The 26,572-nt window shown below is 53.1% G+C and carries 21 protein-coding genes and 1 other annotated feature; of the genes, 6 read left to right on the forward strand and 15 right to left on the reverse strand.

The features are described 5' to 3' along the window. Positions 1–96: 96 nt before the first annotated feature. Positions 97–864 (forward strand): ABC transporter ATP-binding protein, encoded by a 768-nt coding sequence (locus tag MHI24_RS12250; protein WP_340025892.1) that lies wholly within the window; start codon positions 97–99, stop codon positions 862–864. Beyond that, positions 836–2,719 (forward strand): ABC transporter permease, encoded by a 1,884-nt coding sequence (locus MHI24_RS12255; protein WP_340025893.1) that lies wholly within the window; start codon positions 836–838, stop codon positions 2,717–2,719. Before MHI24_RS12250 ends, MHI24_RS12255 begins: the two co-directional genes overlap by 29 nt. Before the next feature lie 125 nt (positions 2,720–2,844). On the opposite strand, the gene MHI24_RS12260 is transcribed toward MHI24_RS12255, so the two are convergent. Together MHI24_RS12260 and MHI24_RS12265 are read right to left on the reverse strand one after the other, a co-directional pair. Further along, on the reverse strand, positions 2,845–4,545 hold the full coding sequence (locus MHI24_RS12260) for a glutamine--tRNA ligase/YqeY domain fusion protein (RefSeq protein WP_340025894.1): 1,701 nt from the start codon (positions 4,543–4,545) through the stop codon (positions 2,845–2,847). Between the two features lie 76 nt (positions 4,546–4,621). Further along, positions 4,622–4,883 (reverse strand) — a binding site (T-box leader). 82 nt (positions 4,884–4,965) lie between these two features. Next, complete coding sequence (locus MHI24_RS12265) at positions 4,966–6,522, reverse strand: tetratricopeptide repeat protein (protein ID WP_340025895.1); 1,557 nt, start codon at positions 6,520–6,522, stop codon at positions 4,966–4,968. A 117-nt stretch (positions 6,523–6,639) separates the two neighbouring features. Between MHI24_RS12265 and MHI24_RS12270 the strand changes: the two genes are divergently transcribed. Then, positions 6,640–7,848, forward strand: a complete 1,209-nt coding sequence (locus MHI24_RS12270) for an oxalate decarboxylase family bicupin (protein ID WP_340025896.1) — start codon at positions 6,640–6,642, stop codon at positions 7,846–7,848. Positions 7,849–7,909: 61 nt separating this feature from the next. Here MHI24_RS12270 and MHI24_RS12275 read toward each other — a convergent pair whose 3' ends face one another. Next, a complete protein-coding gene (locus MHI24_RS12275) occupies positions 7,910–9,199 on the reverse strand; it encodes an arsenic transporter (RefSeq protein ID WP_340025897.1) in 1,290 nt (429 codons plus the stop codon). Between the two features lie 229 nt (positions 9,200–9,428). Here MHI24_RS12275 and MHI24_RS12280 point away from each other — a divergent pair, with 229 nt between their 5' ends. Next, entirely contained in the window at positions 9,429–9,560 is a 132-nt protein-coding gene (locus MHI24_RS12280) for a hypothetical protein (RefSeq protein WP_340025898.1), read from the forward strand. Positions 9,561–10,160: 600 nt separating this feature from the next. Further along, entirely contained in the window at positions 10,161–11,231 is a 1,071-nt protein-coding gene (locus tag MHI24_RS12285) for an LLM class flavin-dependent oxidoreductase (protein ID WP_340026669.1), read from the forward strand. Positions 11,232–11,322: 91 nt separating this feature from the next. On the opposite strand, the gene MHI24_RS12290 is transcribed toward MHI24_RS12285, so the two are convergent. From MHI24_RS12290 to MHI24_RS12315, 6 genes are all read right to left on the reverse strand, one after another. Continuing rightward, entirely contained in the window at positions 11,323–11,808 is a 486-nt protein-coding gene (locus MHI24_RS12290; RefSeq protein ID WP_340025899.1) for an isochorismatase family cysteine hydrolase, read from the reverse strand. A 51-nt stretch (positions 11,809–11,859) separates the two neighbouring features. Next, positions 11,860–13,194, reverse strand: coding sequence for an amidohydrolase family protein (locus MHI24_RS12295; protein WP_340025900.1), 1,335 nt, complete (start codon positions 13,192–13,194; stop codon positions 11,860–11,862). A 107-nt stretch (positions 13,195–13,301) separates the two neighbouring features. Beyond that, entirely contained in the window at positions 13,302–13,913 is a 612-nt protein-coding gene (locus MHI24_RS12300; protein ID WP_340025901.1) for a TetR/AcrR family transcriptional regulator, read from the reverse strand. A gap of 208 nt (positions 13,914–14,121) precedes the next feature. Further along, positions 14,122–14,976 carry a carbohydrate ABC transporter permease gene (locus MHI24_RS12305; protein WP_340025902.1) on the reverse strand — a complete coding sequence of 285 codons (855 nt, stop codon included), beginning with the start codon at positions 14,974–14,976 and terminating at the stop codon, positions 14,122–14,124. Between the two features lie 3 nt (positions 14,977–14,979). Then, positions 14,980–15,951: a sugar ABC transporter permease gene (locus MHI24_RS12310; RefSeq protein WP_340025903.1), complete on the reverse strand. Its 972-nt coding sequence runs from the start codon at positions 15,949–15,951 to the stop codon at positions 14,980–14,982. A gap of 65 nt (positions 15,952–16,016) precedes the next feature. After that, complete coding sequence (locus MHI24_RS12315; RefSeq protein ID WP_340025904.1) at positions 16,017–17,438, reverse strand: carbohydrate ABC transporter substrate-binding protein; 1,422 nt, start codon at positions 17,436–17,438, stop codon at positions 16,017–16,019. Between the two features lie 345 nt (positions 17,439–17,783). Between MHI24_RS12315 and MHI24_RS12320 the strand changes: the two genes are divergently transcribed. Further along, on the forward strand, positions 17,784–20,438 hold the full coding sequence (locus MHI24_RS12320; protein ID WP_340025905.1) for a cation-translocating P-type ATPase: 2,655 nt from the start codon (positions 17,784–17,786) through the stop codon (positions 20,436–20,438). A gap of 67 nt (positions 20,439–20,505) precedes the next feature. Here the strand turns inward: MHI24_RS12320 and MHI24_RS12325 are convergent, their stop codons facing one another. The 6 genes from MHI24_RS12325 to MHI24_RS12350 all read right to left on the reverse strand — a co-directional run bounded on the left by MHI24_RS12325 (position 20,506) and on the right by MHI24_RS12350 (position 26,430). Then, positions 20,506–22,332: an APC family permease gene (locus tag MHI24_RS12325; protein WP_340025906.1), complete on the reverse strand. Its 1,827-nt coding sequence runs from the start codon at positions 22,330–22,332 to the stop codon at positions 20,506–20,508. A 221-nt stretch (positions 22,333–22,553) separates the two neighbouring features. Further along, the gene (locus tag MHI24_RS12330) at positions 22,554–23,495 is read right to left on the reverse strand and encodes a hypothetical protein (protein ID WP_340025907.1); all 942 of its coding nucleotides are present in this window, start codon (positions 23,493–23,495) and stop codon (positions 22,554–22,556) included. A gap of 106 nt (positions 23,496–23,601) precedes the next feature. Continuing rightward, positions 23,602–24,696, reverse strand: a complete 1,095-nt coding sequence (locus tag MHI24_RS12335) for a hypothetical protein (RefSeq protein WP_340025908.1) — start codon at positions 24,694–24,696, stop codon at positions 23,602–23,604. A 352-nt stretch (positions 24,697–25,048) separates the two neighbouring features. Further along, on the reverse strand, positions 25,049–25,330 hold the full coding sequence (locus MHI24_RS12340; protein WP_340025909.1) for a class I SAM-dependent methyltransferase: 282 nt from the start codon (positions 25,328–25,330) through the stop codon (positions 25,049–25,051). Then, a complete protein-coding gene (locus MHI24_RS12345) occupies positions 25,309–25,635 on the reverse strand; it encodes a class I SAM-dependent methyltransferase (protein ID WP_340025910.1) in 327 nt (108 codons plus the stop codon). The genes MHI24_RS12340 and MHI24_RS12345 overlap by 22 nt, the downstream gene beginning before the upstream one ends. 114 nt (positions 25,636–25,749) lie before the next feature. Beyond that, entirely contained in the window at positions 25,750–26,430 is a 681-nt protein-coding gene (locus MHI24_RS12350) for a VOC family protein (RefSeq protein ID WP_340025911.1), read from the reverse strand. Positions 26,431–26,572 lie beyond the last annotated feature (142 nt).

The following is a 26,572-nucleotide window of genomic DNA, read 5'->3' on the forward strand; positions in this document are numbered from 1 at the left end:
AAAAGTGAAATCTGAATCGATAGTTGCACGGCTGGCGTCTCCGGTATAGTGGTCCTATAACAATATTAGAGCTTATACAGAGAAGGAGAGAGCCCTATGCTGGAGGTACAACAGGTCAGTAAAATATATGAAGGAAACGTAGCCTACCGTGCGTTGACCAACATTGAACTAACAATAGAATCCGGGGAATTCGTAGGTATTATGGGGCCTTCGGGAAGCGGCAAAACCACGCTGCTGAATCTGATTGCCACCGTTGACGCTCCGACCACAGGAAGCATCCGGATTGGCGGCAAGGACACCGGCACGCTGGACAAAAATGAACTGGCGGTATTCCGCCGCCGTGAGCTGGGCTTTGTCTTTCAGGACTTCAATCTGCTGAACACCCTGACGGTAGAAGAGAATATCGTTCTCCCGCTTACACTGGATGGAACCAGGGTGCGTGAGATGAAGCAGAAGGCGCAGGCGATTGCCAGGAAGCTGGGCATTGAGGCCATTATGAAGAAGCGCACCTATGAGATCTCCGGCGGACAAGCCCAGCGGACAGCGGTTGCCAGAGCCATGATTCATTCCCCGAAGCTGCTGCTGGCGGATGAGCCTACCGGCAATCTCGATTCGGGTGCAGCCAGGGATGTAATGAATCTGCTGGAGACGATCAACGAACAGCAGGGAACGACCATGATGCTGGTAACGCATGACGCTGTTGCGGCCAGCTATTGCCACCGTGTGGTCTTCATTAAGGATGGCCGATTCTATACAGAGATCCACCGCGGCGACAACCGCCAGAGCTTTTTCCAGAAAATCATTGATACACTTTCGCTGTTAGGGGGGTACAGCCATGACGTTCCGCCAGTTCGCATTCCGTAATGTCTCCCGGAACAAGCGGCTGTACACCGCCTATTTTCTCAGCAGCATGTTTACGGTAATGGTCTTCTTCACCTTCTCCATCTTCGCCTATCATCCGGTGTTCAGCGCAGACCGTCTCCAATCCAGCGCTGCTCTGGCGCTTTCGGTCGCCAAATGGATTATCTATGTGTTCTCCTTTTTCTTCGTGCTGTACTCTATGAGCTCCTTTCTGCAATCGCGGAAACGGGAGTTCGGGCTAATGATGATGCATGGCATGACTACCCGTCAGCTGCGGAGAATGATTTTCCTGGAGAATATGATGATCGGGGCGGGTGCTACGGTCAGTGGCATCGGACTCGGCGTGATTTTTGCCAAGGGCATTCTGCTTGCCGGAGAGCGTGTGCTTGCCCTTCATGAGCGGCTGCTGTTCTATTTCCCGGTGAAGGCGATTGTACTGACCCTGATCTCCTTCATGCTGCTGTTCGCCTTCATCTCCCTCTTCATTTCGGCGGTGCTGCGCAGCGGCAAGCTGATTACGCTCATCAAGGCAAGCCGTCAACCCAAACCGGAGCCAAAGGCCTCCATTCTGTTGTCTCTGCTGGTGGTCCTGCTGCTGGGGAGCGGGTACTACCTGGCGCTGCGGACCAGCGGGCTAAATGTAATGCTGATGCTTGTGCCCGTTGCCGTCATGGTGATCATCGGCACCTATCTGCTGTTTACACAGCTTAGCGTCTATCTGATCCGGGAGCTGAAGGCGCGCGAGGGGCTGTTCTGGCGCAGAACCAATATGCTGCTGCTCTCCGATCTGTCTTACCGGATGAAGGACAACGCCCGCTCCTTCTTCCTGGTGGCGATTATCTCTACCGTTTCATTCAGCTCTATAGGAACCCTGTACGGATTCCAGTCTATGCTGAACGGGGCGCTTAAGGAGCAGAATCCCTATCTGTTCACCTATCTGTCTGCACAAGGAGACAGTAAGGCAGAGACCCATATCCGGCTGATCGACGAGAGCTTACACAAGGCTGGCATTACAGCGGGCAGAACAGGGCTGGCCCTCAACTATTACAAGACTGCGGACGGGGGCCGATTGCTGATTCTGGTGAAGCAATCAGAATATAACCGCCTGGCGGAGCAAATGGGAATGAAGCCCATCCGGCTGAACAACGGGAAGGCGGCCATTGTGGATTTCGGACTGTCCCGCAAGGGGGAAGAGCTGCTCAACCAGCCGGTAAAGCTGCAGGCAGGGGCTGTAATCGAGGCGGATCAGACCGTCGTCTCTGCGGCGCTCCGGTCGGTCAGCGGTTATTATGTCGTCTCTGACGAATGGATGGCCCGGCTTGCCCAGCCGCTCAAGGTAAGCCATTATTACGCGTGGCTCGGGGAGATTGGACAGCCAGGGATAGAGAGTGTAGGCCAGCGGCTGACAAGCAAGCTCCCCTATGATGAATTCTATAATTTCTATGCGCTGGAATATGAGACCTCCAGAATTAATGATTACTTTGGCCCGCTGATGTTCATAGGACTTTTTGTCGGGATCGTCTTCTTCGTCTCCGCCGGCAGCTTCCTCTATTTCCGTCTGTACAGTGATCTGGATGAGGATAAGCTGAAGTTCAAGGCGATTTCTAAGCTGGGGCTGAGCCACAAGGAACTGGGTAAAATATTGAACCGCCAGATCGGCCTGCTCTTCTTCGCCCCTATTGTGGTCGCGCTCGTGCATGGAGCCGTTGCCCTTACAGCGCTATCCCATATGTTCCAGTACAAGTTGTTCAAAGAATCTGTACTGGTGCTCAGCCTGTTCCTGCTCATCCAAGTCATCTACTTCTTCATTGTCCGCTTGTTCTACACCAGACAGATCCGGTCAGCCTTGGCCGGATAACGGATGGCATCGCATGATATAGATAAGCGCCCTTCCTGCCGGAAGGGCGCTTATTGAACTGAATGCTGATCATACATCTGTCGCTTATTCGCTACTGTTTACTTTCCTTACGTGACTGACTTGGCTTACGTGGCCGCCTTCCCCTTCCAGCTGTCCTTCAGCGGGACAATCCGGTTGAACACCGGCTTCTCCTCCGTGCTGAGCTTGCTGTCGGTGCAGAAGTAGCCATGGCGCAGGAATTGATAGCGGTCCCCCGGCTGCGGGCGTTCGGCCAGTGGCTCCAGCAGGCAATCCTTCAGGTGGGTAACTGAATCCGGGTTGACGTAATCTGCCCAGCTCTCCCCTTCCTTCGGGCCTTCGTTATCAGTCAGCAGCTTCTCATAGAGGTAGACGTCACTCTTGATGGCATGGGCTGCCGAGACCCAGTGAATGGTCCCCTTCACCTTCCGGCCGCTAAGCGCACCCCCGCTGCGGGTCTCCGGGTCATAGGTGCAGCGCAGCTCCAGGATCTCCCCCGTCTCCGCATCCTTAATCACCTCATGGCAGCGGATAATATATGCACCCTTCAGCCGTACCTCACCGCCCGGAACCAGTCTGCGGAAGCCCTTGACCGGAACCTCCATGAAGTCCTCCCGCTCGATAAAGAGCGTGCCGGAGAACGGCACCTCCCGGCTCCCCAGCGCTGCATTCTCATTGTTGTTGGCAATGCTGAGCAGTTCGGAAGCCCCGGCTTCAACATTGGTCAGCACGACCTTCAGCGGGTTCAGCACCGCCATGACCGCAGGCACCCGCGCCTTCAGGTCCTGTCTCAGGCAATGCTCCAGCAGCGAGAAATCCACCATCGCTGTGTTGCGGACCATGCCGATCTCCCGGACGAAGGCCTCGATGCTCTCCGGCGTGAATCCCCGTCTGCGCAGCCCGCTCAGCGTAGGCAGACGCGGGTCATCCCAGCCGTCCACGTACCCTCCGGACACCAGCGCCCGCAGATGCCGCTTGCTTGTGACCACCCCGGTCAGGTTCACCCGGCCGAATTCCCTCTGTCTGGGCGGCTCCGGGATGTTCAGCTCCTTCAGCACCCATTCGTACAGCGGCCGGTGATCCTTGAATTCAATCGAACAGAGTGAATGTGTGATCCCTTCAAGCGCATCCTGAATCGGATGGGCGAAGTCATACATAGGATAGATGCACCAGGCATCGCCCGTGCGGTAATGCTGCGCATGAATAATCCGGTACAGCACCGGGTCACGCAGATTCATATTTGGTGAGGCCATGTCGATCTTGGCCCGCAGCACCTTGGTGCCGTTCGGATAGCTCCCCGCGCGCATCTCCCGGAACAGCCGCAGATTCTCCTCCGGCGGGCGGCCCCGATAAGGACTGTCTTGTCCCGGCTCGGTTAAGGTCCCCCGGTAAGCTGTCATCTCCTCCGGCGTCAGGTCACAGACATAGGCCTTCCCCTTCAGGATCAGCGTCTCTGCGCTGCGATAGATCGCTTCCGAATAATCCGAGCCGTAGTAGATATGCTCACCAGGGCTGCAGCCCAGCCATTCGATGTCACGGATAATGGCCTCCACATACTCCATATCCTCCTTGAGCGGGTTGGTGTCATCGAAGCGCAGATGGAAGCAGCCGCCGAATTTCCGGGCCATCGCAACATTCGTATGGATGGCAAAAGCGCTCCCGATATGCAAATATCCGTTAGGCTCCGGCGGGAACCTCGTGCAGACCTCCCGGCTGAACACGCCGCCCGCTACATCTTCACGAATCAGCTTCTCCATATAATTCTCCGGCATGGCCGTCATATTCATGTTCTCATTGGCATCTGTCATGATAATTCCCTCCTGTTATGGGTGATACAACGAATTTCGGGTACAAAAAAAGAACCTCACCTCCAAGACCGTAAGTCTTGGGGACGAAATTCTCGCGGTACCACCCCAGGTTCATTAATATGTCGCCATATTAACCTCATCAAGTACGGCGCTGCCGGACAGGCAGGGCTTATACTCTAGCTCTGTAACAGGAGCTCCTGTCTTACCATCCCCGGTGCTGCTGGTTCCGGCAAGCCGCTCAGAGGCTTGTTTCCATCCAGCCTCCCCTGCTCCTTCCCACCAGCCGGAGCTCTCTGTGAGGGGTGTACTGGATATACTCTTCTCGTCATCGCGTTTGAATTATTGGATACAGAATAGCAAATCTGACGCAGGGTGTAAAGGGCGGCCGCCGTCTGTGGCAGAGATGTACCGCTCCTTCCCTTACTCCCCGCTCAACGCCTTCAGCAGGTCCAGCGCTTCCTCATGGTCCGGCTCAATTTGCAGAGACCTGCGCGTGTAGTCCAGCGCTGCCTCCATATCCTCCTGCTCATAGCAGCAGATCGCCAGACAGTACAGCACCGTAATCACCGGCTCCTCATCGCCGGTCTGCAGGGAATGCTCCAGGAAGCGGCGGGCCTCCCCGTACTGCTCCATCTCGAACAGCAGCAGGCCGCAGTCGAGGGCGAGGTCATACTTCTGCGGCATGAGGTAGAAGCCGTTCCACATCCGCCGGATGCCCAGCTGCAGATCCAGCAGCTCTTCATCGCTGGCGTCCGGCAGCAGTGCAGAGATGCGCTCGGCACTCTGGATGAACAGCTCGGCGTCATACCCGCCCAGCCGCCAGAAGGCCAGCAGCGGCTGGAGCTCAATGGTATCGTAGTTCCGGTCTATCCATACCTTCAGGCTGAAGAAGTCATCCGGCCCGAACCGCTCCACGAACCGCCGGTAGGCCAGCCGGGTGTGCGTATACCCCTGCGGCTGCTCCAGCATCAGAATACAGCCTACATTGAGATTCTTGTAATGATGCAATGTGAATTGGGACTGGGCGCCCATGTGCTCATAATAGTAGACCATCGCATGATAATTCGCTGTGAGCGAGATGCTTCCATGGTGCATCAGCTTCGGCGGCTCGGCGAATTCCCAGTTCTCCAGCCGGTGGTCGCCCTTGTCTGCCGTTAGCAGCAGGAAGCCTTGCAGAGAGAGCGCGCGCAGGCGTTCCATACAGGACAGCGCTGCCTCCGGGAACAGCACATGTGAATCCTCCAGCTTGTCCCGGTAGAAGGAGATCACCTCATGGTACGGGTAAGAGCTGTCCTCATACCCTGCCGCCCGCTTGTAGTGGTATTCAGGCACCAGATCCCGCAGCACCTCGGAAGGCCCCATGTCGGCAGACTGCTCGGGATACCGCAGCGATACCTCACATTCATAGATTTTGCCTTCATCAACATAGAGCAGCTCCTGCGGGATGCTGTCGAAGAAGTAGTTGGCAATCACCATCAGCGGCTGCTGAAGATAGCCTGGCTTAATGACGCTGCCGCTCTGCGTCAGGACCAGTTCCGTATCCTGAACCGCGTCAAACCGGGCGAAATCCAGCACTCCCCGCTCCACAAAAGGCTTCAGCCCCTCATGCTGCTGCCAGCCCTCAATATTCTTCCAGGGCAGATCGCTCATTACATAGCGGTATGGCGGCAGCGGTATGCCTGCATACCGAATTAGCTCATCCAGCTGCTGTAGCACATGGAACGCCAGACGTCCCGCTCCGGCACCAAGCTCCAGAATAATCACCGGCTCAGTGCTCTGCCCCATTGCGGCCCGGTCCTGAAGCAAGCCGAAGATCATCTCGGCATACGCGGTTCCGATCATCGGATTGCTGGTAATGTACTGCGGAACCTGGTCATTCACCCAGGCCTGCAAGCCTGATTGTTCATAATAAGTACGCTGCAATTCCCATATGGGCGCTTCACTGAAGCGGTAACGTTCAGGTCTGTCTATCGTCATTGATCTCTAACCCTGCTCTCTATTTATCGTGTGGAGATTGTGTCCGGTAGTCAAATCTTATCACATTTGCGCATATAGTTTCTTGATATGTGTGTTCCCAGGAAAGGAGCTATTGTGATGAATCCTGCCGACTTCCGCTCTCCGGGCCGGTCCGCCATTCCCCAGCCCATCCGCAGTGACGGTGCGGGCAATGTCGACCTTGGCCCGCGTGATGTCATGCGCGACCGGGAGAACCCCGATATGTTCGTCCCGCCGATTACGGACAATGGACTGATTCCGAATCTGAAGTTCTCGTTCTCCGACGCCCATATGCAGCTCAATCACGGCGGCTGGTCCCGCGAGGTTACCGTCCGAGAGCTGCCGGTGGCTACTACGCTGGCCGGAGTCAATATGAGTCTCACGCCGGGCGGCGTGCGCGAGCTGCATTGGCATCAGCAGGCCGAATGGTCCTATATGCTGCTGGGCAGCGCCCGGATTACAGCCGTGGACCAGAACGGGCGTAATTTCATTGCCGATGTCGGCCCCGGTGATCTGTGGTATTTCCCTCCGGGCATTCCCCATTCGATTCAGGGGCTGGCGGAGGGCTGCGAATTCCTGCTGGTCTTCGATGACGGCAGCTTCTCGGATCTGAATACCCTGTCCATCTCTGACTGGTTCGCCCATACACCGCCAGAGGTGCTGTCCGCCAACTTCGGTGTACCGGAATCAGCCTTCCGTTCCATCCCGCAGGAGCAGGTCTACATTTATCAGGATCAGGTGCCGGGTCCGATCCAGAGCCAGCAGGTCGACTCTCCATACGGGGAGATTCCGCTAAGCTTCAAGCACCAGCTCCTCGCACAGCCGCCGCTTAAGACGCCGGGAGGCAGTGTGCGGATTGTCGACTCCAGCAATTTCCCCATCTCCAGGAATATCGCCGCAGCCCTGGTAGAGATTGAACCCGGCGCGATGCGGGAGCTGCACTGGCATCCGAACAATGATGAGTGGCAATATTATCTCAGCGGACAAGGGCGGATGACGGTGTTCGGCGGCAACGGCGATGCACGCACCTTCAATGTCAGAGCCGGGGATGTCGGTTATGTGCCTTTTGCCCAGGGTCATTATGTCCAGAACACCGGCACCGATACGCTATGGTTCCTTGAGATGTTCCGCAGCGACCGGTTCGCCGATGTCTCTCTGAACCAGTGGATGGCGCTCACTCCCCGCGAGCTGGTCAGCAGCAATCTCCATGTTGGCCCCGAGCTGATGAACGCCTTGCGCAAGGTGAAATGGCCTGTGGTGAAATACCCCGATCAGCCAGCAGGCAAGACGAAGCAGCAGAAGGAATGACCTCAACGAATAAGGAGTGGCCAGACAGCAAGTCTGCACCACTCCTTATAAATTGTATGAATCAGAACAGCTTCAATTCCAGATACAAGCCGAGCAAGGTGAGGAATAACGTCGGGATGGTCAGGATGATGCCGATTTTGAAATAAGTGCCCCAGGTGATCTTCACACCCTTACCCGACAGCACGTGCAGCCACAGCAGTGTTGCGAGCGAACCGATCGGTGTAATCTTCGGACCCAGATCGGAGCCGATCACATTGGCATAGACCAGCGCTTCTTTGAGCAGTCCCCCGGTATGTGCCGTATCCACGGCTATCGCACCGATCAGCACGGTCGGCAGGTTGTTCATCACTGAAGAGAGCAGCGCCGCCAGGAAGCCCATCCCCATCGTGGCCGCGAACAGCCCGTGCGCCGCAATGCCGCCGATCATCTCCGCCAGCACATCCGTCAGCCCGACATTGCGCAGTCCGTACACCACCACATACATCCCGATGGAGAAAAAGACAATCGCCCAAGGCGCATTCCGCACCACTTCCCTCGTATTGACAGAAGGGCTTCTGCGCGCCAGCAGCAGAAAAATGACGGCAATCACACCCGCTACCGCCGATACCGGAATATCCAGAAACTCACTGACGAAATATCCGATCAGCAATAGCGCCAGGATAACCCAGGACAGCTTGAACATTCTCAGGTCCTTAATCGCTTCTGCGGGAAGCTTCATCACCGAGGTATCGTAGACCTTAGGAATGCTACGGCGGAAGAACAGATACAGAACGAGGATACTCGCACCCAGCGAGAACAAGGTGGGCAGCCACATATGGCCCGCATATTGCATGAAGGTAATGCCGAAGAAGTCGGCTGAGACGATGTTCACCAGATTGCTGACAGTCAGTGGCAGCGAGGTCGTATCGGCGATGAAGCCGCTGGCTATAATGAAGGGAAATACTTTTTTCTCGTCAAAATTCAGCGCCCGGACCATCGCCAGCACAATCGGTGTCAGAATCAGCGCCGCCCCGTCATTGGCGAACAGCGCCGCCACCACTGCACCCAGCAGAATGACGTAGATGAACATCAGCGTCCCGTTCCCGCGCGCCGCCGCAGCCATATGCAGGGCCGCCCACTCGAAGAAGCCGATCCGGTCAAGCAAGAGCGAAATCAGAATAATCGCAACGAATGCCAAAGTGGCATTCCACACAATCAGCGTCACATCGCGGACATCCCCGAAGCTGACCACACCGGCCGCCAGCGCCACGATGGCACCGCCGCAGGCCGACCAGCCAATGGACAAATTCCGCGGCTGCCAGATCACAAATACCAGAGTTACAACAAAAATCAGGCCGGCGACAATAATCATACTCCAGCCTCCCATCCGATCTGCAGCAGCATTCCCCGAAGCACTCCTTAAGTAGATATAGATATAAGCCAATTTATATATACTAAAGCAGCCTAATCCGAAGTACAAGAGAAATTTACAGGAATATTTTCAGGACGATTTACATGAATATTTACAGGCTTAAGTTCTAACCGTATGAATGAGTTCATAGGCTGGAACATGGGGGACGCCGCTGCTTCCCGGAGAGGAGATGCAGGTCCGAAGAGCCATCCTTGAGACAGGATTGGAGGTTCGGACACCCATGAGTACAGATCAGCTCATTGCACTGCTCGTTCTTGTCATCATGATCGTACAGCTTGCCGTCAAGAAGGATAAATCCTGAATCCTGAAGGACAGCAGGCAGCCCAAAGAGGCCGGGGAATCTCCCGGTCTCTTTGGCATGGGAACAAGTGTAGACCTGCGCCCATCCCGCCTCACGCAAATCCTGCCCCCGCTCCCTCGCACCAGCTCAATGTAATCGGTTTTTCGATTACATTTGGCTTACGTGCCGCTCCCAGTCTCAATGTGTTCGGTTTTTCGCATACATTTAGCTTACGTGTCGCTTCCAGTCTCAATGTATTCGGTTTTTCGCATACATTTGGCCTATGGTGCCGCTCCCCTCCGATTGTATTCGGTTTTTCGATTACATTGGGTCCGTACAGCCCTAACCCGGCACAATGTGTTCGGTTTTTCGATTATATTGCGTCTACGCGCCTCCGCAGCGCCGATTGTGTTCGGTTTTTCACATACATCCGCCCCCCGTACCCTCGCACCTCCCCAACGTATTCGGTTTTTGGCATACATAAAAACGCTATTAACCCACAATATAAGGAAGCTATAATTTCCTGCGCCAATCATAAATTTTCGGCTATTTCACTTACTAAAGTTGAGAAACATTAAAAAGTATAGTAGAATGATGACAAGAAGAAAGGGGCGGATGATGATGGCCGAGGAGAAGAAGATTATGGAGATTGGGATTAGCACGTTTTTGGAGACGACGCCGGACCCGGTGACGGGACAGACGATCAGTCATGCGGAACGGCTGCGTGAAGCGGTTGAAGAGATTGTGCTCGCCGATCAGGTGGGCCTTGATGTATATGGTATTGGAGAGCATCACCGTAAGGATTATGCAGGGAGTGCCCCGGCTGTAGTACTGGCCGCAGCGGCAGCAACCACCAAGCGGATCAGACTGACCAGCGCCGTCAGCGTCCTGTCCTCGGATGACCCGGTGCGGGTCTACCAGGCATTCGCCACGCTGGATGGCATCTCGAATGGCCGGGCCGAGATAATGGCCGGCCGCGGTTCGTTCATCGAGTCCTTCCCGCTGTTCGGGTACAGCCTGGATGATTATGATGAACTATTCGAAGAGAACCTGGAGCTGCTGCTGGCGATCCGCGCTTCCGAGAAGGTCACCTGGCGCGGCGGACACCGTCCGGCGATTAACAATCTGCCGGTCTATCCCCGCGCCGTTCAGGACCCGCTTCCGGTCTGGGTTGCCAGCGGCGGCAATCCCGAATCCGCTGTACGGGCCGGAACGCTGGGCCTGCCGATCGCCTTCGCCATCATCGGCGGTATGCCGGAGCGGTTCGCTCCGCTGGTGAACCTGTACAAGGAAGCTGCCGCACGCGCGGGACATAATCCCGACAAGCTGCAGATTGCCACTCACTCCCATGGCTTCGTAGGCGAGACCTCGGAGCAGGCAGCCGCCTTGTTCTACCCGTCCACCCAGGCGCAGATGAATGTCATCGGCCGCGAACGAGGCTGGGGCGGAACGTACAACCGCGCCGCATTCGACGATGCCCGCAGCCTGCGCGGCGCGCTCTATGTCGGCGATGCTGAATACGTCGCCGAGAAGATTATCCTGCTGCGCAAGAATCTCGGCGTGACCCGGTTCTTCCTGCATGTGAATGTCGGTTACATGCCGCACCGCGAGGTGCTGCGCGCCATCGAGCTGCTGGGTACCAAGGTCGCTCCAATTGTGCATAAGGAACTGGCCCGCATCGAGGGCAAATAAGCAAATAACTGTCCTAACCCCCTGGACATACAGAAACACTTCAAGCGCTGGACAGAGCTTGAAGTGTTTTTTGTGCATATATCGAATCAAATTATTGCACCAGCGCCGCAATCACAGGATACGAGATCAGATTCCGGTCTCTGTAGGCAGCCGTAATTACATCCTGGTGGGAGCTTAGAATCCCATTTTGCAGAAGCACCGCCTTAATTCCCCTTTCCGCCGCCCCATTATAAGTGAACAGCACGCAATGCTCGGCCGCATAGCCGGAGAGGACCAGCAGGTCGATACCCTGCTCCCGCACTATCTTTTCCAGATCCGTCTTCCAGAACGCATTCGAGTACTCCTTCTTCACGTTCAGATCCGTCTCGTGAACCTCAACTCCAGGGATAATCGCGAACTTCGCTTCATCTGAAGGCTGCATCCCTTCAATGTCCTGAATATGGATCACGGGATGCCCCTTCGCGCGCAGCAGCCCGGAGACATAATTGATATACTCACAGGCACGGTCAATCTCCTTCTGCTCTACTCCGTCTACATGAACCTCCTGGAGATCAATAATTAACAAGCCGATTCTCATTCCTGCTTCCCCCTATCCGTTGATCCTTCAACATTACCCGATGCCGGGCGTTCAATCAACTGGCTGCCAAACGGAGTTCAGAACATCGTCGACCTCTTTGATTCTTGGAACAACTGGGGATTGAATTAGTTTTCCTTTGACCATGACCATAGCGATGTTGGACAAAGCCTTAATATGTTCCAGCGGATTATGCTCCATGATGATCAGATCGGCATGCTTCCCGACATCCAGCGTTCCTGTAACGTCGTCAACACCGAGGATCTTCGCATTGGTGCGGGTGACCATGTCGATGACCTGTTTGTTTGTCAGGTTGGTCTGTCTCAAATAATGATCCAACTCTCTCCACATATCGTAGTGGCTCACGTACGACATGGCCGCATCGTTACCGATTCCGATTGTAATGCCGTTGTCGATGGCCTGCTTCACCCCTTTGAGCATGGAGTCGTAGACCAGTCTGGCGTTTTCTTTGACTGTCGCGCTTAACTTGGTCACACTTGGATCGAGCGAAGCAGCTGGATAAGCGGCTTGCAGGGTAGGGATTACGGCGGTGTAACCATCAAGGGCGTTCGGGTTATTTTTGTACAAATGAATAATCTCGTCATCCATCTCCGCTCCATGCTCAATCGTATCCACGCCCCCTAGCAGCGCAACGCGCACACCTTCCGTGCTCTCCACATGGGCGGCCACCTTCATCCCGATTTTATGCGCTTCCCCGCAGACCGCAGCGACTTCTTCCACCGTCATTTGCAGGCGTCCGGCTTCACCGACCGTTTTGGCATCAGTTACACCGCCCGTCACACAGATTTTGATCCAATCCACACCGTTCTGCACATTCATCCGTACATTCTTACGCATTTCCCAAGGCGAGTCCCCCACCAGCGCCAAGTAAGGAGCACCATGCCCACCCGTGACACTCAGGAAAAATCCCGAAACGAGCAGATTCGGACCCACCCACTCCCCCCGGTTAATCTCCTCCCGCAGCCGCACATCGGTATAGAAAAATTCCCCCACACTGCGCATGGTCGTTACACCCGCATGGAGCGCGGTTAGGGCATTGCGTTTCATGCGTTTTTTCAGAACATTTCGCCCGAACCGGGTGTCCAAAATCCGATGATACGCAAAATCCAGCAATCCTTCACTGACAGAGAGCGTCAGCGGCTTGCCGTCTGCAAACAGATGCACATGTGCGTTGATCAGCCCTGGCATCACATATTTTCCGGTAAGATCGATGGTTGTGTAGTGACTGGGGATAGTCAGCCCGTGGTCCGGGGCGATGTTCTCAATAAGTCCTTGTTCGTTGACGAGAATCGTCATGCCGGACTGCAGATGGCGGTTGGAGTCGCCGTGAATCAGATTGACGTTTTTTAGTGCATAAGCGATGTTCATCATGGGTGCCTCCTCAGGTATGAGTGTCGCTTCATAAAAGTGAATAAATTATTCATTTTTGAGTCAAAAAATAAACCGGCTTGCTCTGCCTATTTTTTCATTAATCCTTATTCGTTCAAGCTCCTCATGCCATGCAGCCGGTATACATACAACGCTTCGAAGATTTGCTTGCGGCTGTCCTCGCTCATATCCCGTTTCAACAAGTCCAGATTCATATCGATGACGTTATGGGCCAGGATGTTCAGCAGAATCAGGTTCTCCTCGGTGCCGATCTCATAGTGCTTATACTGGTTTTTGAGATAAGTCTTCTTGGTTTCAATCATCAGCTCGACCAGCTCGTTCTTGGCGTTGGTGTAGATGGTGCCTTTGTTCTTCTCGAAGATGATCACGATCTGGTTCCGGTATTTACGGAGTACATCCACCTGTTCCTGCACAAGCGCCGACTTCCGCCCGCTATCTGTCGCCTCGAACAGCGTCTGGTTATCCAGATGAATCGTCTCGACCAGTACTTTCTTGAGATAGTCCACCAAATCCTGCGGCACCACAGTGTAGAATAGCTCCTTCTTATTCTTGAAATAGGTATAAATATTGCCCACCGAAATATTGATCTCGCTTGCGATATCGTTCATCTTGGCATCCGCATAACCCTTCTCAAAAAAGACCTTAAGCGCCGCGTATTCAATCTCTTTCCTGACTTCGTCTTTCTTGGCCTGCACCATCGGGAACGACTCCTTAATAGTGAATGAATAATTCGTTATTAGGATAGACCTTTTGAAGGGATGTGTCAAATAAGAATGCCGCACTCACAAAAATAGGCCAACCAGAAGGTTCCGGCTGGCCTAATCATACAAAAAACTGCAGTAGATTGCTCCACCGGAGTGGACCCTTCTCTGCAGTATGTTTGTCTTTTACACCTATCCTAACTAGTTACTCCTTAACGCCACCCAAGGCAACCCCTGCAATAATATAACGGGACAGCAGGAAGTAGACCACGAACAGCGGCAGCGCTGTCAGCGCAAGGCCCATATAAATCGAACCGAATTCCGTCTTGTATATATCTCCGCGCAGCAAGCTTACCATGATTGGCATCGTATACTTCTCTTTCTGGGTAAGCAGGATCAGCGGCATGAACAGGTTGTTCCAGTTGGCAACAAAAGCGAAAATCGCCTGTGTGGCAATCGCCGGCATCATCAGCGGCATAATAATCCGGTTGAAGGTGCGGAACTCGCCGGAGCCGTCCACCCGCGCTGCCTCTACGATCTCAATAGACAAGGTAGCGAGCAGGTATTGGCGCATGAAGAACACTACCGCAGGCGCTGCGATTGCAGGCAGGATCAGCGGCAGGAAGTTGTTGGTCCAGTGCAGCTTATACATGAACTGATAGAAGCCGATGGCGCTGGCCTGGGAAGGAATCATCATGACACACATAATGAAGGTGAAGAATGCGCCACGCAGCTTCCAGCTGTAGGTTACCAGTCCGTATGCGGCCAGTGATGAGAAGTAGACCGTACAGAGCGTTGCCGAAGCAGCAATAATGAATGAGTTCATGAAGCCTTGCAGCGGATCGAAGCTCTTGTCCAGCAGCACCCGCAGATTGCTCATCATATGGCTTGAAGGCAGCAGCGAGATCCCGCTTTGAATCTCAGGTGTGGACCGGGTAGCATTGACGAACATAATCCAGAACGGCAGAATGCTGAGCAGCGCCAGCGCGATGCAAACCACATAGATAATGGTCTTGTTAATGGAATTGGTAACTTTCCCGTTTTCCCGAATTTTCTCCATGGATTACACCTCCCTAGCAGCTGTCTGAGCAGCCTTTCTGTGCATTTGTTTCTGAATCTTCTTCATCTTGGCCGCATCACGGTCACGCATCACATAGAACAGCAAGCCGGACAATACCGCTGAGATGAGGAACATGATCATACTCGCTGCAGCCGCGCGGTTGTACATGTAGCTGCCCTTGAACGCCTGCCCGTAGATGAACATGGACGTCGTAAGTGTAGAGTCATCCGGTCCGCCCGCCAGGAACAATTGCGGAATATCGAACATGGTGAGACCGCCGACCATCGAGGTGATCAGGGTGAATAGCATGATTGTGCGCAGACTTGGAAGCGTGATCCGGAAAAAGGTCTGGAAGCCGTTCGCGCCGTCAATTGCCGCAGACTCGAACAGTGCCGGGTTGATCCCCATGACTCCCGCGATCAGGACGATCATGGTGTTCCCGTACCACATCCAGAACTGGATGAAGGCGATAATGCCGCGCGCTGTCGTCTTATCCTGCAGGAAGAAGATTGGCGCATCACTCCAGCCCAGCGATTGAAACAGGCTGTTGACCGGACCCATCGGATAAGCGAACAAGGTGCTGAACAACACGGCAATGGTACTTGCAGTAATGATGTTCGGCATGTAGAGCAATACCTTGAACAAGCCTTGTCCCTTAATATTCAGACGCTTGTTGGTGAACCAGGCGGTCAGCAGGAGCGCAAGGCCCATCTGCGGAATGAAGTTCGTAATCCAGAGCAGAAAGGTATTGGTCAGGGACTTGCGGAATGATTCATTATCAAACAGCAGATCCTTGAAATTCTGAAAAGGGTTATCCAGAATATGAATCGGCTTCGGAATAAGCCCCTTCATATCCGTGAACCCGATCACTGCGGTATATAGAATGGGGTATAGCGAAAAAATCAGAAATGCAAGTACAAACGGGAACGTAAAAATATAGCCGAACTTCGCATAGCTGACGTCCTTGCGGCGCATCCTCTCACCTCTTTAGTTGATTATAGGGGCGGGAAACTTCCCCCGCCCCTCCCGATTCCTTCTGCTTATTCGCTATCAATACCGAGCTGGTCTTTAACTTGCGATTTGAAGGTTTCGATTGCTTTTTCTTTGGTCTTATTGCCCGCAGTGTACTCACGTACCTGATCGCGCCAGGCTTTGTTGATCGTTTCGTCATATTGGGTCAGGTTCTTACCGGAAGCATTGGCGTTGGCCGGAACGAAGACATCGAACATATTCTGTCCGCCGAGCAATGGAATTTCACCATTGGATTTGGACATCACCACGGAGGAAGCTACGCTGTCCTTCGTGCCTGCTTCGCCTTCTTTCATCGTACCGTTAGCCCAGTAGTACTGGAGGCCCGTTTCGGAGCTGTCGAGTGTTACCCACTTAATGAAGTCTGCAACCGCTTTTTTCTTCGCTTCATCCTTGGTTACTTCGGCATTCGCCAGCAGCCAGGTACCGCCCCAGAAGAAGCCTGTAGTCGGTTCAGTTACTGCCCAGTCACCGCTCGTATCCTTCACTTGGCCGGCCATTGTGTAGTTGATCAGCCAGGCCGGACCGAAGAATCCGAAGATCGGTTGAGCGCCTGCACCGGACATATCTGCATACCATGCTTCTGTCCAGTCTGTTGTATCGTTATGATAGCCGTTATCTTTCAGCTTCTTGGAGAGATCCATGAATTCTTCACGCTTCGGATCGATGTGCAGCTTGCCGTCTACGATCCAGCCCTTATCCGAGCTGTTCTCGATCGGATGCCAGATATCGCCGTCGCCGGATACGATGCCGTAGCCTTTGTCTTTCAGCTTCTTCGCAGCTTCGAAGAATTTATCCCAGCCGGGTCCAATCTCTGTCTTGATCTTGGCCGGATCATCGGTTCCGAAGACATCCTTCGCAATCGAGCGGCGATAGATGAAGGCACCGCCGGTAGCCTGGTAACCGAGACCCTTCAGCTGACCGTCAGTGGTGCTGCCGATATCTACGGAATACTGGGCGATTCCGGCATCTTTTACCATTTGATCGTCAAGTCCGAGGTCTGCATAATTCGCAGCATAGCTGGATGCATCACCTTGTGTATATTTCAGTACGAATGCGGATTCCGCTGCGTACAGGTCCGGGGCATCCTTCCCGCCGCCTGCCAGCGCCTGGTCAAGAGCCGGCTGGTAAGCACCGTCTGTTGTAGCAATTACAGTTGTTTTGAATTCTACGTTGGCTTCAGGATGAACTTCCAGATACTTCTTCGTCATGTTTGGAATTTCATCGGTGAAGCTCCACAGATTGATCGTAACCTTCTCGCCGCCGCCCGCTGCCGGAGCCTGTGTAGCCTCTGCTGCTGTAGCTGCCGGAGCTGTGGTTGAGCCTGCACCGGACGAGCTCGAATTGGAGTTGTTGCCTCCGCACGCTGCCAGAGCAGATGACATCAGAACCAGTGTAGAGACTCCAGCAAAAACACGCTTCATACTTTTCATACTTTGCCTCCCCTTTTTTATTGTTCCTTCGGTTTTGTGTAACCGCCTTCATATTATAATTCTTGTCTCTGCCCGGCATAAGGAACCGTCATTGGGAAAAATACCACATTTTATAGATATCACTCCAAAAAGGTACAAAAATAGACGCCGGGGCGATGAGCCTAACGCGTCTTAGCATTTCTTGCAGAGGGGTAGCTGTTGCCTGTCCTTCCTCTGGAGGGTATACCGGACTCCCTCTTTAGGGTATAGATATATAGCTGCTCAAGCTGAATATGTTGAAACTTGTCGCATTCTATAACGTAAATTTGGACCATACGAGCAAAGCTGGAGAGGAGCTTATACCAGATGGAATATTACCGCCGCAGTGTAACCGAAACGCTGGATGAAATCCGCAGCTCTACGGGCGGGCTAACGTCTGCTGAAGCCGGCAGCCGGCTGGCCCGGGATGGCTATAATGAGTTGAAGGGCAAACAGAAGGAACCGCTCTGGAAGCTGTTCCTGGAGAATTTCAAGGACCCGATGGTCATTGTGCTGCTCATCGCGGCAACGGTGCAGATCGTAATGGGGCACCTGATGGAGTCCATTATCATCTTCGTGGTGCTGATTCTGAATGCAGTGATCAGCGTGATTCAGACCCGCAAGGCAGAGGGATCACTGGACGCGCTGCGCAAGATGTCCGCGCCCGAAGCCAAGGTTATCCGGGACGGGGCGCTGTTGTCTATTCCAGCCAGGGAACTGGTCCGGGGCGATATCGTGTTCCTGGAAGCAGGCGATTACGTCCCTGCTGACGGACGGATTATTGAGTCGGGCAGCCTGCGGATTGACGAGGGGATGTTAACCGGCGAATCCGAAGCCGTAGAGAAGCATACGGAGCAGATTGCTCAAGACGCCCCGCTGGGCGACCGGCGCAACATGGCCTTCAGCGGCTCACTGGTCGTCTACGGCCGGGGAACGCTGGTTATTACGGGAACGGCGCTGGATACGGAGATCGGGAAGATCGCCGGGCTGATCGAGAGTGCCGAAGCGAAGCAGACGCCTCTGCAGCGCAAGCTGGAGGGCTTCAGCAAGAAACTGGGCATCGCGGTCCTGCTGCTGTCCATCCTCATCTTCGCCATTCAGGCGGCACGGGTGTGGCTCACGAAGGATACGGTAGATACGGGTGAAGCCATTCTAAGCGCCCTGATGTTCGCCGTGGCTGTAGCCGTTGCCGCGATCCCCGAGGCGTTGTCTTCTATTGTAACCATCGTGCTCTCCGTGGGCACGAACAAGATGGCCCGCCAGAATGCCATTATCCGCAAGCTGCCCGCCGTGGAAGCTCTGGGCTCAACGAGCGTAATCTGTACGGACAAGACCGGAACGCTGACCCAGAATAAAATGACGGTTGTCGATTATTACCTCCCCGGAGGGCCCAAGGAGCAGTTCGACCTGAAGGCCGATGAATGGTCGGAGGAAGCCCGCAAGCTGCTGCATATCGCCGTGCTCTGCAACGATTCCAACATTAATGAGGAAGGCAAGGAGCTGGGCGACCCGACCGAGGTGGCACTGATCGCCTTCAGTAACAGCAAGGACAAGGATTACCGCGAGATCCGCGATAACTTCCCGCGCGAGGCCGAACTGCCGTTCGACTCGGATCGTAAGCTGATGACTACGCTGCATACCTTCAGCGGGCAAAAGGCGCTGCTGACCAAAGGCGGCCCGGATGTCCTGTTCAGCAGATGTACCCGTGTGCTGCTGGAGGGCCGCGAGGTGCCGCTGACTGCGGAGGTACTCGAACGCTTCCAGGAAGCGAACGAGCAGTTCTCCGCCAGAGCGCTGCGCGTGCTTGCCTATGCTTATAAGAATGTGCCGGATACGATGACCGAGGTCGGCCTGGACGACGAGCAGGACCTGGTGCTGGTCGGCCTCTCAGCGATGATTGACCCGCCGCGTGAGGCCGTATATGGCTCTATCGCTGAATCCAACAAAGCGGGTATCCGCACGATCATGATTACCGGCGACCACAAGACCACCGCTCAGGCCATCGGCCGCGACATCGGGCTAATGGCGGAGGATGAGATCGCCGTCACCGGCCAGGAGCTGGACGCCATGTCCGATGAGGAGCTGGACAGCAAGCTGGAGCAGATTGGCGTATACGCCCGCGTCTCCCCGGAGAACAAGATCCGGATTGTCCGGGCCTGGCAGCGCAAGGGCAAAATCACAGCCATGACCGGTGACGGCGTCAACGATGCCCCGGCCTTGAAGCAGGCGGACATCGGGGTGGCCATGGGCAGCGGAACGGATGTCGCCAAGGACTCGGCAGCCATGATCCTCACCGACGATAACTTCGTATCCATCGTGAGCGCGGTGGCGGTCGGCCGGACGGTGTTCGATAACATCAAGAAGGCCATTGCTTATCTGTTCGCGGGGAACCTGGGGGCGATCATCGCCATCCTGTTCGCCCTGATCTTCGACTGGATTAACCCGTTCACCGCGATCCAGCTGTTGTTCATCAATCTGGCGAATGACTCCCTGCCTGCGATTGCCCTGGGCATGGAGAAGGCCGAGCCGGATGTGATGAGCCGCAAGCCGCGGGACATCAATGAAGGCATCTTCGCAGGCGGCATGATGCAGGCGGTCATTACGCGCGGTCTGCTGATCGGGGTTGCCGTCATTGTCTCCCAATATATCGGGCTGCAGCATTCGGAGGAGATGGGCATCGCCATGGCCTTCACCACGCTGATCCTGGCGCGCACGCTGCAGACCTTCGCTGCCCGCTCGAACAGCCAGACGGCCATTGAGGCCGGCTTCTTCAGCAACAAATATGTCATCGGCGCCGTATTGATCTGCTTCGCCTTCTATGGCATCGCCGTCCTGCCCGGCGTCAGAGAGATCTTCTCGATCCCGGCCACCTTCGGGCTGAACCACTGGCTGACCGCCTCCGGCCTTGCCTTAGGCGCAGTCATTGTGATGGAGCTGGCGAAGCTGGTCCGCCGCCTCCGGCCCGCGAAGCAGGCTGCTTAAGCCAGGCTAAATTAACAGTAGAAAGCCTGCACTCCCGGTATGGGGGTGCAGGCTTTGTTATACTCAATCACTTTTTCAAATGATAAGGCACTGTAGTAACAATCACATCGCTGCGGAACAGCAGACGGGCGCGTATCAGCAGACTCGATTGATTATGAAGGATATTATGCCAGCCTTTTTTCGGAATGAACTGTGGAATAATTACCGTTACCCTATGGTTCAGCTCTGCGGCCTTCCAATTCACTTTATCGATAAACTTGGTCAATGGCTGTACAATGCTTCTATAAGGAGTATATAGGGTGACTAACCTTACATCCGGCTGCCACTTTCTCCACTTCTCCTCAAACACCGCTTCATCCTCCCGCTCGAAGGGTACGTAGACGGCTATAATCTGCTGCGGAGACAGCGACTTGGCATATTCCAGAGAGTTCATCACGACATGAGTGATTCCGGCCACCGGCACGATAATCACATTGCCTTCAATCTTGATCGTTTCCTCACAGGTCGTAATTCTAAGCTGGTCCGCAATGGCCTCATAATGCTTATGAATCCGGTGGAACACCAGGAGCAGAACCGGCAGGAAGACAAATACCGGCCATACCTGAGTAAACTTGGTCATGAAGAACATCATCGTCACCACGAAGCTGATTAGAGCGCCAACGGTGTTGATGATAAGCTTTTGCACCCAGCCGGCAGGCTTTTCCCGGAGCCATTTCACCATCATCCCGCTCTGCGACAACGTAAAGGGAATGAACACACCTACAGCATACAAAGGAATCAGCTGCTCTGTTTTCCCCTCGAAGACATAAATCAGAAGCATGGACAGAACACCCAAGATGATAATCCCGTTGGAGTAACCCAGCCGGTCCCCCCGCATGGTGAACATTCGCGGAATGAATTTATCCTTGGCAAGGTTCACAGCCAGCAATGGAAAGGCGGAATAACCGGTATTGGCAGCCAGGATCAGGATTAATGCAGTCGTTCCCTGGATATAATAGTACATCGCATTCCGGCCAAAGGTCTGCTCGGCAATTTGCGATACCACAGTGGCGTCAGCGCGGGGAGCAATCCCGTAATAATAGGCTAACACCACAATGCCTGAGAACATCACAGCCAGTAACACGCCCATGGCGATTAAGGTTTTGGAGGCGTTGGACGCTTCCGGGCTTTTGAAATTCGGTATGGCATTGGAGATGGCTTCTACCCCCGTTAACGCAGAGCTCCCGGAAGAAAATGCGCGCAATAACAGAAATAGGCTAACCCCCGCTACCGGAGTACCCAGCGAAGTATGCAGCTCTGCCGGAACGTTACCTGACAAAATGTTGTACAGACCTGTACCAATCAGGATGAATAAGGCCAGGACGAATAAATAGACCGGATAAGCGAGGACGGAGGCAGATTCCGTTACCCCTCTTAAGTTCAGAATCGTGATCAGCAGCACAAAAGCAATGGCAATCACCACTTTATGCTCATGCAGGCTTGGAAACGCTGAGGTGATGGCATCCGTCCCCGCCGATATGCTTACAGCAACCGTTAAAATATAGTCAACCAGCAGCGAACCGCCAGCCACTAACCCCGGGTACTTGCCCAGGTTCTCCTTGGATACCACATAGGCGCCCCCGCCGTGGGAATACGCAAAAATAATCTGCCGGTAGGACAGAATGAGCGCGGTCAGCAGGATCAGCACACCCAGCGCAATCGGAATCGAATACCAGAAGGCGGCTGCCCCAATCGTAACCAGCACAATCAGAATCTGCTCCGGCCCGTAGGCAACGGATGACAGCGCATCAGAAGACAGGATAGCCAGCGCTTTCTTTTTATTTAACTTTTGCTCTCCGAGTTCACTGGACTTTAAGGGCCTGCCAATTAAAAACCGTTTTACAAATGAAATCACTCAGTTTCACCACTCGCTTGTTATTTGTAGGACACAACAAAAACACCACAGAAGACTATTCTGTGGTGTTCAACATATCATGTCCGGCATTAATATAGCGTTAAGGAATCCGCCAAGACATTAAGATTGCATTAAGATTATTCTTTGCCTGGAGTTGCCTGCCCCCAGCTTACCCTCCGCCCTGTTCATCATCAATGAGACTGCCGGTTGCACGGTTATGTCTACTCCTTCGCTTCTTCCGCCCACGTTCCATCCTTATAAATGAAATAGCGGGCATCTCCCTCCCGATCGCGGGCAACAATCTCCCCGGCAGGCCCGTACCTGCTCTCCCCGCTCACTTCAAATGTAGCTTCATCCTTACCAGGAGGCATCCGGTACACGTTCTCCAGCCCGTCTTTTCCCGAATGGCTGCGCACAACGTCACCCTTCATGGCATAGATCAGGTTTAGATCCAACCGGATGCTGCCGCCCGGGACAGGCAATACGCCCAGAATTCTGCGCTGGGAGTCGATGATGTCAAACCCCATTTTCCAAAAATCCGTAAGCTTATGAACCTGATTATCTCCAAGCGGATACACCTGTACAGCGGCCTGTGGAGTGAGCGTGAATTTACGCGGAAGTCCTTGCTCCAGTTGCATTAGCATGGCCAGCTTAAGGCCGAGATAGATCACCATAAATCCAGCACAGGCGATATGTAGCACCCGTCTCCTGCCCAAAGACATTGGAAGCACGAAACTCATAACCCCCACTAACATAGGCGCCCATACCGTTGGATCTCCGAGATAGATCAATGGCAGCGTATATGCCTCACTGGACAGCGGGTAGATCAAATGCACCCCATGCCCCAAATAGTCCACCAGAATATGCCCCAGCACACTCCCCGCCAGACAGAGATATAATCGGATATACGAATATTTTTCCAAGAGCAGCTTGAATATGAACACGATTGGCACCATAACCAATCCCATAACGGCAATGGAATGCGACCAAGGAGACACATACCTGTTCCCCAGGAGATCCGGCACAATTCCCAGAAATGAGGTTAGTCCGAGCAGGACAATCTTTTCCCGGAAAGAAATCTCATAACGCATGAGCACGATGGATAAGATGAAACTGCCCGTAAGCAAATGTGTCATGATGTGCATAGCAAGTATAATTGACACCTGTAATCCCCCGCTTTGTTGTTAAGCTTTACTCCTCAGAGCCTGGCATATTATAAACAAATGGAGCGGGGAAAAGGTTCATTTGCTATGCAAAGATCACTTACACTCAGTTTAAATATGCTTCCCTGGCGTCCTCAAAAATAGCATCTAATTGTTCCCGGATAGGATCGTCTCCTTTAAACTGTATATCATCAGCGGTGCTCTTAGATTGGATGCCCTCACCCGCAGCAGGTACTTTACCATAAACAACGCCACGGATAATGTATACACCAGGATCAGTAAGGCTCTCTCTCAAAAACAGCAAGTATTCTTCAGTTTCATTCATCAACTGATATCCTAATGTGCTGTAAACTCTTGATGAGCCGGCCGCTGCATTTTCTTGAACAATGATGGTCTCCCCGCTGGACAACGTGTGGCCGGTATTATTTTTAAATACATCGCTCAGTATAAATTTGGATAATGTGCGATTGTCAATAACCAATCCGTCCACATCTTCTTTTTTCAGAACTACTTCCTGAGGCCCGGCCTTCGTGCCCTTAACAACAATATCTGTTTGTGCATCCATTTCTGAAAATGTTCCGTAGCTAATGGCGCTACTGTTTGTGATGGCGTAAGGAATTGTATCCGTCCCTGCCGTATCTTGAACTGGTAATGGTTCAAGCGAAGCGGCTGCTCTCTCATACTCAGCCCGACAAAAGGCTCTAGCTGAACTCATACTGAAATATAATCCGTCTTTCTCAAAGTATAAATACGGTACTCCATTCTCTTCAGCAATCCACTCCCCGGATACATCTTTAGAAAGCTCAACTTTTTTAGTCGAAGTAACCCCGTTAGTCGGTTTAAGTTCTTCTTTGGATTGAGTGATTGAACCACGAAAAAATACAATACGGACTTGATTGTCTTTAGCTTCAACACGATCCAGAAAATCATCGACACCTAGTTCTACTGTAGGGATGTAGACTTTATCCAGTCCGGCTTTCTTAGCAGCTTCACGAATTTCATTTTTTTGTTCTGCGGTATAAGAGAACGGCTCTGCTTCTGCCATTCCTTCACCATCATTATTGGTGGAATCTACATTCTGATTTTGTTCGGTTGCAGGAGTGGGTGAATGATTTGAAGACAAATTTTCATTCTGACTGCATCCTGTTAATAAAGCGCCAAACAGCAAGCCAATAATCAAGACTTTCCCTGTATAGTTCATGGAATATCCTCCACTGGTTGATTTGTCACCTCACCATAATAGACTGAACCGTTCTTCCAAAAGTTGCATAATCCTCTCAACTCAGTTTCTTTTTTGAAACACTTTTCATGTCCATCAGAAGGGCGCATACCAAAACAGCGGCGCCCTGGCCCCTTAAGAGTCCCGGCTACCGCTGCTTATTCATACCCTGCTGTTTATTTACGGCGGGCAACCATCATAATCTCCATGCTCCCAAGCTGTAAGGGATGATTCCCGAATTGTCCTGGATTGCAGCCATAAGCGGCCTCCACTGCGAACCCTTCGCTAACCAGAAGCATCTGTAGTTCCCGGAAGGTAAAAGCGGTAGTATAGATCAATACTCTTTGGATTCGCCCTCGGGACTATGAACCTCTTCATGATCGATTACGGTGCAGGAATACGGATCAAATAACGACTCATCCTGTATACGCCGGGCTAAGTTAAGCGCGTTAATTACCGTAAGAACAAATAGGGAACCCGGCTTCAACGCCCGCTGCACCCCTCGAAGGACCTTCCGGTGATTCTCTTCACTGCCCGCCAGTCCAAAAGCCCCTTCGCACAGACAAATCGCGCCATCGAATTCCTGCTCAAACGTTAACTCGCGGGCATCCGCCACCTGAAATACTGCTGCAACTCTTCCTTCGCAGCTTCCCGGTTCGCGTGCCTGATAAATTCCGCAGAAATATCCACACCCACTGTGCTAATTCCGCGCCGGGCCAATTCCAGACTATGCCGCCCCGGACCGCAGCCAATATCCAGGATACGAGTGCCCTCCTGCAGATTCATTAATTCCATTAAAAAATCTGCTTCCTGCATCGTTCCTTGGGCGAAACCGTATTTCAAATACTGCTCCCGCATGAAATCCCCGATGGCTTCATAATAATCCCCACTGTATTCAAAGCCTGCTTGCGTATTCTTCAAAAGCTATCCCTCCGTATCTGTTGTGCCTACACGGAAGTGGATTGGCGTGACAGCTTAACCCCTTCCGTGTCCCGAATGACAACGTTCAGCCTGTCAGCGCTTCTATTCATAAGTTCACTCGCTTTCCTTATTATGTAACTTCAGGGTAGACATCCCCTCTATATCATCCAGCGTAATCTCACAGACGTCCGTCCTGATTGTTAACGGATGCGGATAAGCTTCCTCCTGGTCAGACATGAACCAGACCCGGCCTTGCTTCACAGCTATAATCAGCCCATGCTCATCACCTACAGCGGCGAACTGGCTACTGTAATTCCGCCAAGGATCGAGCCCTACCCGGGATAGCTTAAGCAGTGCCTCCTCCACATCGGCTACAGGCAGACCGATCTCACTTACACATAACAGACTGGCCGGAGAAAATGCTGCATTGGCTGAATTGTTCAGATTATGCCGGGCAATCAGCTCTACAATATTACCTGCCGGATCATTGAAATAGATGGAATCGGCATTCCAAGACTCGAAGTGTACGACTTCCTGGCCCTCATTAGGAATGACAGATACCTTCGGAGTAATCCACCGCAACGCTTCATCTATCTGGTTCTCAGGAATGTTGAAGGCAAAATGATATTTCTCTTGTCTGCTTAGGTCAGACTGTTTGAAGGTAAGACGGGAATCTCCCGCTTGTACACTGAAGGATGCGGATTGCTCCTGAACTACCGTCAGCCCAAGAATATTCTCATAAAAGTCTTTCATTTCTTTCAAGGAATCGGTCTGCATCTCTACTTCTCTTATCATTTTATTGTCACCTCTATTTGCGGCATAACAGCCAAAGCTTTGCCTCCATGGTAGCCAAGCCGAACTGTGAAGTCAAACCCGCATCTGCAACTTCTGCGTAGCAACAGCGTCCATAATCATATGGAAAATCTATCTATTCTCT

Source organism: Paenibacillus sp. FSL K6-1096 (genome assembly GCF_037977055.1).
Lineage (GTDB): Bacteria > Bacillota > Bacilli > Paenibacillales > Paenibacillaceae > Paenibacillus_AQ.